The sequence below is a fragment of the Cetobacterium somerae ATCC BAA-474 genome, assembly GCF_000479045.1.
In the GTDB taxonomy this organism is placed as follows: domain Bacteria; phylum Fusobacteriota; class Fusobacteriia; order Fusobacteriales; family Fusobacteriaceae; genus Cetobacterium_A; species Cetobacterium_A somerae.
This window is the reverse complement of sequence record NZ_KI518185.1, coordinates 1-11,346: the sequence shown is the minus strand read 5'-3', so window position 1 is coordinate 11,346 and position 11,346 is coordinate 1. Positions and strand designations below refer to the sequence as shown.

The window sequence follows — 11,346 nt, the reverse complement described above, 5'->3', positions numbered from 1 at the left end:
ATTATTTAGTTGTAATCTTTACTCAAAAGGTATATAATTAAAGATAGATTATATTTTAATTTTAGAATTGGAGAATAAATAATGAAAATATCAAAAAAAGATGCATTAGAGTGGTTTAGTCATTTATCATCACTTTCTGGAGATAAAACAGAAGTATTTAAAAGATTTAGCCCAATTATAGATTCAACTGTTAGACAGATTGAGTTAGCAGTTAATAAAAGACACCAAGAGATGAAAGATGAGATTGCTGATCTGAAAAATCTTAAAGGAAGAACATTCTTCGTTGGAGATCAACAAAAATTCCCTAAAGGATGTGTTTCTTGCTTATTTGGTGACGGTCTTGGTGGAATAAGAAAAACTCACCAATGTAACTTACTATGTAAGTTCTGTTACTACCATGATAATATTGATAATCAAGAGCCAATTCCAGATGGAATGTGGGAAATTGGAGAGACACTTTATTATGAAGAGGATATAGACCTATTATTATCTATACAGAAAAAACCTAGTGGAATTGCATATGTATACTTAGAGCCGTTCTTAGATATTGAAAAATATTATGGAATTATAAAAAAGCTAAGTGAAGCTGGAATTTATCAACATATGTATACGAATGGTTCGCTATGTACAAGAGAGAACTTACAAAAACTTGGTGAAGCTGGATTAAATGAGTTAAGATTTAATTTAGGTGCTGTTAAATGTAGTGATAAAGTTATTGAAAATATGGCAATAGCTAAAGAGTACATTCCAATGGTTGGAATAGAGACTCCAATGACTCCAGAATTTTATGAAGAGTTCCAAGAAAAGAAGGAAAAGATTCTAGCAACAGGTATAGACTTTATAAACTGTGCTGAACTTCACTTTGGAGAAGACAATATAAATAACTATGTTGGAGAGAGAATGTATATGGCTAGAAGAGGATATATATCTCCACTTTGGTCAAGAGAGATTACATTTAAACTTATGAAACAAGCTTGTGATGAGAATTGGCCAGTAGTTGTTCACGATTGTTCAAACCATACAAAATACTCAAGAGAGTTAAATAAAAACTCTAAACAAGGACAACCTTTTGGAAGTACAACTTATGTTAGTGAGTTTGATAGATTCTTACCACATCTATTCTTAGCAACTTTAGAGGATGAGAGCTTTGTTTTTATTGAAGAAGCTGAGTTACCAGAAAATTTAAAATTAGAAAATTGTTTAGATGAAATAGATTTTCTTATAGTTGATGATGAAGATGAGATGTATGAGGATTTCTTTGTTGAAGAGGACGAGGAAGAAGAGGAGTAGTATATTACAGTTTCAAAATAATTTTTCAATTAGGAGGGTTATATGAGAAATAGGTTAAATACAAGTTATGGAATTTTAGGAGTATGTATTTTTCTTGGCCTTTGGATTTTAGGTTACACTTTAGGAGAGAGCTTTATAAAAGCAAAAACAATGGACAGAGTTGTAACTGTAAAAGGATTAGCTGAAAAAGAGGTTATGGCTGATGTGGTTCTATGGCCAATTGATTTCAAAGTTGCTGGAAATGAACTTTCAGAAATTTACTCTAATTTAGAAAGAGATAATGGTAGAATTATTGAATTCTTAAAAGAGAACGGAATAGAAAACACTGAGATAACTATTTCAGCACCTACTATTGAAGACAAGATGTTATATCAATATGATAATAATGTTGCTGCTTTTAGATATGTAGCAACTCAAACAGTCACTGTTTATTCAACTAAAGTGGATAAGGTATATACTTTAACGAATAAAATTGGTGAACTTGTTAAAGAAAATATAGCTCTAGGAAATTCAAATCAATATGGAACTACAACTGACTATATCTATACAAAACTTAATGATTTAAAACCTGAGATGATTGAGATGGCTACTAAAAATGCTAGAGAGGTTGCTGAAAAATTTGCAAAGGATTCAAATAGTTCTTTAGGAAAGATTAAATCTGCAAATCAAGGACAGTTTACTATAACTAACAGAGATCAACACAATCCACAGATTAAAAATGTGAGAGTTGTTAGTACAATCGAATATTACCTAGTTGATTAAAAAATATACTATATTATATAAAAAAGGAGACTTTAATAGAGTCTCCTTTTTACTTACTAATTTTATTATATAAGTTCCATTCCTTTTTTAACTTTAGTTATAGTAGCTTCATCTACAAAAACACTAGCTAAAGCAAGACCAAATTCAACAGATTTTCCAGCTCCTGGAGAAGTAATTAAGTTTCTATCAACTACAACATCTTTATGCTCATACTTTTCACTAGCCATCTCCTCTTTAACAGATGTATGACAAGTAAATTTATAATCTCCAATTAATCCATTTATTCCTAAAGTTGTTGGTCCTCCACAAATAGCTCCAACAAACTTATCGTTACTATTTAAATATTCCTTAACAATCTCAACAACTCTTGAATCGCTTCTTAAGTTAACATATCCAGGGAATCCACCAGGTATAACAACCATTACTCCCTCTCCTACATTAATATCAGAAATATTTATGTCAGCAACAACTTTTACTTTTTGAGCTGACTCAACTTCTAAAGTGTTTTCCATAGTAGATACAGTAACCACATTAAGTCCTGCTCTTCTTAAAACGTCTACTGGTGACATCGCTTCAATTAGTTCAAATCCATTAGCTAACATAACAAAAATTTTCTTGTTCATAAAACACCTCCGAAAAATAATTAACTTAATTATATCAGAAACATTAAAAAAACTCTAGGTTATATGATATAATCATAATATAAATGAAAAAAGGAATGATAACATGAAGGTAAATTATGAATTAGAAATGCAAAAAGAGCTGGATAAGATAGGTCTTAACAGTGAAAAAAAACTTTTAATACACTCATGTTGTGCACCATGTAGTTGTGCTATACTTGAGTACCTAAAAACATATTTAAATATTGATATATATTTTTATAATCCAAATATAACAGAGAAAGAGGAATACATCACTAGATTAAATGAACAATTTACATTTAATGATGCTATGGAATTTGGGATGACTATAATCGAAGGTGAATATAGTCCAGGTAAAGATTTTATAGAAAAAATTAAGGGATTTGAAAAAGAAAAAGAGGGCGGAGCTAGATGCTACAGATGTTATAAACTTAGAATGGACGCTACTGCAAAAAAAGCTAAAGAGTTGGGATACGAATATTTTTCAACTGTTTTAAGTATAAGTCCTATGAAAAATGCTCAGTGGATAAATGAGATTGGAATTGAACTTGAAGAAAAGTATGGAGTTAAGTTTTTAAGAGGAGATTTTAAAAAGAAAAGCAGATACTTAAGAAGTGTAAATCTATCTAAAGAACATGAGTTATATAGACAGGACTACTGTGGATGTATATATTCTAAACTTGAGAGAATGGAAAAAGAGAAAGAGAAGGAAAAAGAAAATGGAGAAACACAATAATAGAAGATTTTATTCTTTAAATGATTTTTTTAAAGATGAGTTTAAAGACAAGATATTTAAAGTATCTTTAGATGGTGGATTCACTTGTCCAAATAGAGATGGAAAAGTTGCTCACGGTGGATGTATATTTTGTAGTGATGCTGGAAGTGGAGAATTTGCTGGAAATAGAAGAAAAAGTATAACAGAACAAATTGATGAACAATTAGAGTTTCTAAAAGATAAAGTTAAAGATAAGAAAGTGATAGCTTATTTTCAAAACTTTACAAATACATATGGTGATGTAGATTATTTAAGAGAGATTTATTATGAAGCTTTAAATCACCCAAAAGTTTTAGGATTAGCAATAGGAACTAGACCTGATTGTATAGAGGATGATACTTTAGAACTTTTAAAAGAGATAAATGAAAAACATTTCTTTTGGATAGAACTAGGTCTTCAAACAATTGATGATAAAGTTGCAAAAATAATAAATAGAGGTTATCCTCTTTCTACATATCTTGAAACATCTAAAAAACTAAAAGAAAGTGGGATAAAATTTGTTACACATATGATTGTGGGATTACCTACAGAGGAGAGGGAAGATATTTTAAATACAGCTAGGTGCATCGTTCAATCTGGTGCTTGGGGAATAAAAATTCACTCTCTTCATATTATAAAAGGAACTCCTTTAGAAAGGTTATATAATGATACAAACTTTAAAGTTTTCACTTTAGATGAGTATGTGGATATTGTAGTTACTATATTAAAACTTCTACCTGATAAAATGGTTGTTCATAGAGTAACAGGTGATGGAAAAAAAGATGAGGTTGTTGAACCTAAATGGAGTTTGAATAAAAGGAAAGTTTTAAACGAAATTGAAAAAGAACTTAAAAAGAGAGAGAATATATAACGGAGGTTTTAAATTATGGGTGGAACGCTTATAAAGTTAAAAGAGTTTCAAGAAAGCTTTACTAAAAATGAGAAAAAGATATCTCACTATCTATTAGAGAATATGGATGAGATAAAAACATTAAATACATATGACTTAGCTGTTAAGTGTGATGTGAGTCAAGCTTCAGTAGTTAGATTTGCTAAAAAACTTGGATTTAAAGGATTTCCAGAGTTTAAAATAGCATTAGCTGGAGATTTGGCTATGAAGAATAATGAAAAAGAGATTCAAATAATCTATGATGAGATTAGTGTTGATGACAGTACAGAAATATTAGCTAAAAAAGTTGTTTATGAAAACATTAAAAGTGTAGAGGATACATATAAAGTTTTAAACTTCCAAGAGATAGAAAAAGCTGTTGAAGCTATAGAAAATGCAAATAGAATATTTCTTTTAGGAGCTGGATTTTCTGGAATAATTGCAAGAGACTTTCAATATAAACTATGGGAGCTAGGTAAAAATGTTATATTTGAAACTGATCAACATATACAGTTAACAAATGCTTCTACAGCTCAAGAGGGAGACTTAGTATTTGTAATATCTTATAGTGGTCAAACTTTAGATATATATCAAAGTATTTTAGAGTTTAAAGAAAAAGGTGTAAAAGTAATTACATTAACTAAAGTAGCAACAAATCCTATAAAGGATATTGGGGATATATCTTTAAGTACTATAGTTGAAAAAAGTAATTTAAGATCGACTTCTCTTTCATCTAGAATGGCACAATTAACTGTTATTGATATCCTTTATGTTAAGTTAATTCAAAGGGATAGAGAAAAAGCAAACAGATTAATTGGAGATGCTGTAGAAAGTGTAAAAAAATTCAAAATGTAAATATAATTCATTTTTATAAAACATTTTAGAAAAAAAGTTTCTAAAAAGGTTGACTTTTCCAAAAATAAATGGTAACTTTAATGTAGAATATGTAAACAATTCAAGGGAGTGATTTAGAATGAGAGTAATTATAACTGAGAAAAATATTGGGGACTGGGCAGCAGTTTATGTTGCAAAGAAAATATTAGATGCAAAGCCAACTGCAGAGAAGCCATTTGTATTAGGTTTACCAACTGGGGGAACACCTTTAGCTATGTACAAAAGATTAATTCAATTTTACCAAGATGGAATTATATCTTTTGAAAATGTAGTAACATTTAATATGGATGAATATGTTGGGTTATCTCCAGCTAATGATCAAAGTTACCACTACTATATGTATGAAAACTTCTTTAAACATATAGATGCAAAAGAGGAAAACATCAACATATTAAATGGATTAGCAACTGATTACAAAAAAGAGTGTGAAGATTACGAAGCAAAAATAAAAGCTATTGGAGGAATCGATTTATTCTTAGGAGGAATTGGACCTGATGGACATATTGCTTTCAACGAGCCAGGATCATCTTTAAGTTCAAGAACTAGAGATAAAGAGTTAACTATGGATACAATAATTGCAAATGCTAGATTCTTCGGTGGAGATATAGATAGAGTACCTAAGTTATCTTTAACTGTTGGAGTTGGAACTATTCTTGATGCAAAAGAAGTTTTAATAATGGTTAATGGACATAACAAAGCAAGAGCATTACACCATGCAGTTGAGCAAGGTGTAAATCATATGTGGACTATCAGTGCACTTCAATTACATCCAAAAGGAATTATTGTTTCTGATGAAGCTGCTTGTACAGAGTTAAAAGTTGGAACTTATAGATACTTTAAAGATATTGAAAAAAGTAATTTAGATACAGATTTATTAATAGAAGAGTTATACAAAAGTTGTGGAAAATAGGGAGATGAACTAATAATGAAGGCTATTGTAAATGGAGAGTTATTTATAGGAAATAAATTTTATACTGGTAAAGTTTTAATTATAGATGGAGAGAGAATAGTTGATATTATACCTCAAGAGGAGTTAACAACTACTTATGGAAATATTGAAACTATAGATGCTGAAAATGCATATGTAACTCCTGGATTTATAGATTTACAATTAAATGGTTGTGGAGGAGTTTTATTTAATGATGATATATCATTAGAGACTTTAGATACAATGCATAAAACTAATTTAAAATATGGATGTACTTCTTTTACTCCAACACTTATTACAACTGGAGATGAAAATATTGAAAAAGCTCTTGAGTTAGTTAAAGGTATTGAGAATAAAGGTAAGTATGGAGTTGTTGGACTACATATAGAAGGACCATATATCTCTTTACAAAAAAAGGGAATTCATAATCCTAAATTTATAAGAAAAGCTGATGAAGCTATGATAGATAAAATGGTAGAAGCTGGAAAAGAAAATGTAAGAATAGTTACATTAGCTCCAGAAAATACAGATAAAAAAATAATTTCGAAACTAAACGCAGCTGGAATACATGTGGCAGTAGGTCATTCTAACGCTACTTATGAGCAAGTGAAAGAAAAAGAAGGTTTCGGAATAACTCTTGCAACTCACCTATACAATGGAATGTCATCTTTCAACCACAGAGAACCTGGAGTTGTTGGTGCTGTATTTGATAGTGATATTAAAGCTGGAGTAATTGCTGATGGATTCCACTGTCACTACTCTGCTATAAAATCAGCTATTAAAGTTATGGGAGAAAGATTATATTTAGTTACTGATGCTGTTTCTCCTGTTGGAACAGATATGGAATACTTCTACTTTGAAGGAAACAAAGTTTTCTATAAAGATGGAAAGTGTTTTGGAGAGGATGGAACTTTAGGTGGTTCTGCACTAACTATGGATGCTGGAGTTAGAAACTTAGTTAAATATTGTGATATAACTTTAGAAGAAGCTGTAAGAATGGCAACTTTATATCCTGCAAAAGCTGTAAATATTGATAATGAGTATGGAAAGCTACAACCTGGATGTTTTGCTGATATCGTATTTTTAGATAAACATTTAAGACTTAAAAAGGTTATTGCAAAGGGAGAGTTAGTATAGTTTGACAAGGGGTAGATTATTCTACCCCTGTTTTTATATAAATTATAAAAAAGAAAAAATAATTTTTTATCGAATAAACTTATACATATATAGAGTTATACTCAAATGACTCTTTTTAAGGAGGGTAAAAAATTATGAAAAGAAAATGGATCTTAAAAGGTGTTTTTTTAGGAAGTGTGTTTTTTATATCTATACTACTTATAAAACCAATTGGAATTTCAACACAATTTAGTGTCGCATCTGGAATGATTCAAACAGTTTTTCAAGATGATATAATTTTCAGAGAAGGAACTGAATTTTATAGTTTAATCGATTATTATAATCAAGATGGTATTGCTAAAAGTATAGTGACTCCGTATAACTATGGAATTATATTTGTTGTTGGTGTTTTTTTAGGAGGTATGTTAGGTAGAATATTTTTTAGAAAAAAAGAGGAGTTTATAGAAAAGGAAAGCTTGTTAGAAAAAGATAGAATCTCTAGAGTAAAACTTTTTCTAGGTGGAGTACTTTTACTTTTTGGAGCTAGAATGGCTGGTGGATGTACAAGTGGACATATGATGAGTGGAATAATGCAACTATCTGTAAGTAGCATTATTTTTACAATAGTTTTATTTCCAATAGCTGTAATCATTGCCAAAAGGATAGGTGAATAATATGAGAAATCTATTTTTTGATAATGTACCACTTTTAGGATTAATACTAGGTTTACTTTTTGGATTAGCACTATATTATGCTGGAGCAACAAATAGAGTTGTTATATCTAAAATGTTAAAACTTCAAGATTTAACTCTTATGAAAATAATAGTTTTTGCCATAGGATTTAGTATGTCTCTTCTATATCTAAGTGTAGCTTTAAATATAATTCCTTTAGATCATTTTAGTATTAAACCTATGAATTTTGGAGTTATACTAGGAAGCGCAATTTTAGCTTTAGGTTTTGGAATGATTGGACTTTGTCCTGGAACTGCAGTTGCAAGTTTTGGAGCTGGATATTTAAAAAGTATATATGTTATTTTAGGGGGATTGATTGGAGCTTTTCTTTTCACACTTGCCTATCCCGTATTAAATAGTATCGGACTTTTTAAAAATGTTATTGGTGGTAAAACTACTTTACTTTTTTTATCTGAAAAGTATAATTTTCTTTTTCATGGAACGCCTTGGATAGGGGTATTTATAGGAATTGTTTTAATTGCGATATCACTAGCTATTCCCTATTCTTTATCTAGAGATGAGAAGAAATAAAATAAAGGTATAGAGTTTAAAACTCTATACCTTTTATAATTTTAGGAAGTATATTGATTATATCAGTTGGAGTTGTGCAGTAGTAACTTTCTGAAAAATGTTCTCCACTCTTTCCATGTATATATGTTCCTAATAAAGTTGCATCTAAAGGTGAATATTTCTGACTTATAAAAGATCCAATTATTCCACTTAAAACATCACCCATTCCTCCTGTTGCCATAACACTATTTCCTGTTGTATTTATAAAGATATTTTCTCCATTAGTAATTAAAGTTTTGTGGTCTTTTAAAAGTAGTATACAACTATACTTTTGGGCAAACTCTTTTGCAATAGCTACTCTATTTACTTTTATATATTCTATGTCTAAATTTGTAAGTCTTGAAAACTCCCCATAGTGAGGTGTTAAAATTGTAGGATAAGTTCTATTTTTTAAAAAATCTAGATTACTATTTTTAGCTAACATAGTTAATCCATCTGCATCAATAACTATAGGTTTTGGAAAATTCGAAAGCAGCTCTTTTAAAAGGTGCTCATTTTTTTGATTTATTCCAAATCCACTTCCAAAAACTATACATGAGAATTTTTCTAAATTATCTAATATATTGATCTCATCTAAATTAAGCAACATAACTTCGTTTAGTTTTATAGAAAAAATATCAAAAGTTTCACGATAAGTTCCTAAAGTTGTAAGTCCCGAACCTGATTTTACAGCACCCATACTTGCAAAAAATCCAGCTCCGACCATTCCTGAACTTCCGCATAAAATCAGAGTATGGCCAAAATTACCTTTATATGATTCTAACTCTCTAGGTCTATAGATCTCTTTTACATAATCTAAATCTATAAAATTCATAGAAAACCTCCTTAAATTATTTGAAATAATAATTATCTTTTATTTGTTAAAAATAAACTACATATAATGTTAATTATATGTAGTTTTGTTTCGAAAATAACTGTTATTTTCATTAAAATTAGTTGTATAACCAAATAATATAGCTTTTAAATCGTATTTAAAAGTCTTCATCAATAGATTGCACAGGTATTTTATCAAGGACCTTCTTTTCGATTAATGATTTTGCATTTATATAAACTTCAGTAACTTTTGTATCTGAGTGACCTAAAAAGTCTCTAATCTCTATTAAATCTGCTCCATTTAATGAAAGTTCAGTCGCAATGGCGTGACGAATATTATGTGGACTAATATCTTTATTTATAACTTGCCCCATTTCTTGAACAACATTGTATAGAGCTCTATAAGATAAAGGTCTATTTTTTTCAAAGGAACTACAGAAAAGATATCTCTCTTCTAACTCCTCCTCGTCCATTCCGTACACATTAATTATATAATTTTTATAGTCTGCAATTTTGTTTATTAGAAAATTATGTAGTGGTTTATATTGTTCTCTTCCACTTTTCGTTTTTTCTAATTTTACAAAATACTCTCCATTTCTTTTTAGTATATGTTTAAACTGTAAAGACAGAAGTTCTTGACTTCTCATTCCTGTATAAAAAAGTGTGTGTAAAATAAGAGTGTTTCTATACTCCTTTTCTCCACTAACTTTATAATTTTTCAAAATCTCTTTTATATCATCAAAGGATACTTTTAATATATTATCTAAATTTCTTGCTGTTTTAAAAAGTCCAATATATTTAAACGGATTATCATACCCGTTTTTTTCCAATTCTTTATAAAGAGATTTTAAAGATGATATAACTTTATTTACAGATGTTTTTTTCATCTCTCTCTCATTTAAAAGATGAGACAAATAATCTTCTATATCACTTTTTTCTATTCCAGTCATAAGTTCAATTATCTCGTCCCCTTCTATTGGAGAATCACCATCATAAACATAAGTTAAAAAATCCTTTAGATAGAAAAAATAATCTTTCATTGTTTTTGGAGATTTGTATATTTCAAATATACTCTTTTTCTCCTCTTTACTTTTTTTCTTTCTACGTTGGGTACTTATTTCATGTTTTTCTTTAATAACTATCTCGTTCAATGTTCCTCCTAAAAAAGTCCTATCATTTTTTTTATGGAAATTTATAGAAAACTATATAACATCATCTCTTTCAATCTCTCTAACTTCACATGGAACCATATCCTCTAAAGTTAATTTTCCAAAAGTCTCTCTTTTTAAATATGTAACTTCATTTCCAACAGCTTTTAACATTTTTTTCACCTGATGGAACTTACCCTCTTTTATATTCAAAAGTATTTCTTTAGAATTTACAATTTCAGCTTTTGCAGGTTGAGTTATATATCCACCAATATCTACTCCAGCTTCAAGTTTTTCAATCTCTCCCTCTCCAATATCATCTCTTAAAGAAACACGGTATATTTTATCCACATGTTTTTTAGGAGATGTTAATTCATGGGCTAACTTACCATCATTTGTAAAGAAAAGTAATCCTTCAGTATCTTTATCTAATCTTCCAACTGGAAATAGATCTTTTTTATTTACCCATTCAGGTAGTAGCTCCATTACAGTTTTTTCTTTTTTATCTTCAGTAGCAGTGATATATCCATCTATTTTATATAGCTTATAATATCTAAACTCTTTATATATAACTCTTCTACCCTTATACTCTACCACTGTATTTTTCTCATCTATGTTTTTGTTGTTATCTTTACAGATACATCCATCTATAGTTATTTCAGCAGAAGATATCAGTTTCTTTACCTCACTTCTACTTCCAATTCCACATTCTACTAAAAATTTATCTAATCTCAATTTTAATCCTCCTAAATAGTAATAATATAATTATAATTCTTATATTTTATAAAATCAAGCTTTATAATTTTTAA

Annotated in this window: 13 protein-coding genes; 9 read left to right on the top strand and 4 right to left on the bottom strand. The window is 29.1% G+C overall.

Translation table 11 applies throughout. The features are described from left to right. Positions 1-81: 81 nt before the first annotated feature. Complete coding sequence (locus HMPREF0202_RS10110; RefSeq protein ID WP_023050696.1) at positions 82-1,290, top strand: radical SAM protein; 1,209 nt, start codon at positions 82-84, stop codon at positions 1,288-1,290. A gap of 42 nt (positions 1,291-1,332) precedes the next feature. Further along, positions 1,333-2,052, top strand: a complete 720-nt coding sequence (locus HMPREF0202_RS10105) for an SIMPL domain-containing protein (RefSeq protein WP_023050695.1) — start codon at positions 1,333-1,335, stop codon at positions 2,050-2,052. Positions 2,053-2,117: 65 nt separating this feature from the next. Here the strand turns inward: HMPREF0202_RS10105 and HMPREF0202_RS10100 are convergent, their stop codons facing one another. Then, entirely contained in the window at positions 2,118-2,675 is a 558-nt protein-coding gene (locus tag HMPREF0202_RS10100) for a DJ-1 family glyoxalase III (protein WP_023050694.1), read from the bottom strand. Positions 2,676-2,778: 103 nt separating this feature from the next. Here HMPREF0202_RS10100 and HMPREF0202_RS10095 point away from each other — a divergent pair, with 103 nt between their 5' ends. The 7 genes from HMPREF0202_RS10095 to HMPREF0202_RS10065 all read left to right on the top strand — a co-directional run bounded on the left by HMPREF0202_RS10095 (position 2,779) and on the right by HMPREF0202_RS10065 (position 8,537). Further along, a complete protein-coding gene (locus tag HMPREF0202_RS10095; protein WP_023050693.1) occupies positions 2,779-3,429 on the top strand; it encodes an epoxyqueuosine reductase QueH in 651 nt (216 codons plus the stop codon). Next, complete coding sequence (gene mnmL, locus HMPREF0202_RS10090) at positions 3,413-4,318, top strand: tRNA modification radical SAM protein MnmL/YtqA (protein WP_023050692.1); 906 nt, start codon at positions 3,413-3,415, stop codon at positions 4,316-4,318. Before HMPREF0202_RS10095 ends, mnmL begins: the two co-directional genes overlap by 17 nt. A 15-nt stretch (positions 4,319-4,333) precedes the next feature. Then, a complete protein-coding gene (locus HMPREF0202_RS10085) occupies positions 4,334-5,191 on the top strand; it encodes a MurR/RpiR family transcriptional regulator (protein ID WP_023050691.1) in 858 nt (285 codons plus the stop codon). 118 nt (positions 5,192-5,309) lie between these two features. After that, positions 5,310-6,140: a glucosamine-6-phosphate deaminase gene (gene nagB, locus HMPREF0202_RS10080; RefSeq protein WP_023050690.1), complete on the top strand. Its 831-nt coding sequence runs from the start codon at positions 5,310-5,312 to the stop codon at positions 6,138-6,140. Between the two features lie 15 nt (positions 6,141-6,155). Beyond that, the gene (gene nagA, locus HMPREF0202_RS10075; protein ID WP_023050689.1) at positions 6,156-7,295 is read left to right on the top strand and encodes an N-acetylglucosamine-6-phosphate deacetylase; all 1,140 of its coding nucleotides are present in this window, start codon (positions 6,156-6,158) and stop codon (positions 7,293-7,295) included. Between the two features lie 134 nt (positions 7,296-7,429). Beyond that, the gene (locus HMPREF0202_RS10070) at positions 7,430-7,948 is read left to right on the top strand and encodes a YeeE/YedE thiosulfate transporter family protein (protein WP_023050688.1); all 519 of its coding nucleotides are present in this window, start codon (positions 7,430-7,432) and stop codon (positions 7,946-7,948) included. A 1-nt stretch (position 7,949) separates the two neighbouring features. Then, complete coding sequence (locus HMPREF0202_RS10065; protein ID WP_040407218.1) at positions 7,950-8,537, top strand: YeeE/YedE thiosulfate transporter family protein; 588 nt, start codon at positions 7,950-7,952, stop codon at positions 8,535-8,537. A gap of 16 nt (positions 8,538-8,553) precedes the next feature. On the opposite strand, the gene HMPREF0202_RS10060 is transcribed toward HMPREF0202_RS10065, so the two are convergent. The 3 genes from HMPREF0202_RS10060 to HMPREF0202_RS10050 form a co-directional block, all read right to left on the bottom strand. Further along, positions 8,554-9,390 (bottom strand): NAD(P)H-hydrate dehydratase, encoded by an 837-nt coding sequence (locus tag HMPREF0202_RS10060; protein ID WP_023050686.1) that lies wholly within the window; start codon positions 9,388-9,390, stop codon positions 8,554-8,556. Positions 9,391-9,547: 157 nt separating this feature from the next. Continuing rightward, on the bottom strand, positions 9,548-10,540 hold the full coding sequence (locus HMPREF0202_RS10055) for a tyrosine-type recombinase/integrase (RefSeq protein WP_023050685.1): 993 nt from the start codon (positions 10,538-10,540) through the stop codon (positions 9,548-9,550). A 51-nt stretch (positions 10,541-10,591) separates the two neighbouring features. Continuing rightward, positions 10,592-11,272, bottom strand: a complete 681-nt coding sequence (locus HMPREF0202_RS10050; protein WP_023050684.1) for a pseudouridine synthase — start codon at positions 11,270-11,272, stop codon at positions 10,592-10,594. Positions 11,273-11,346: the final 74 nt, after the last annotated feature.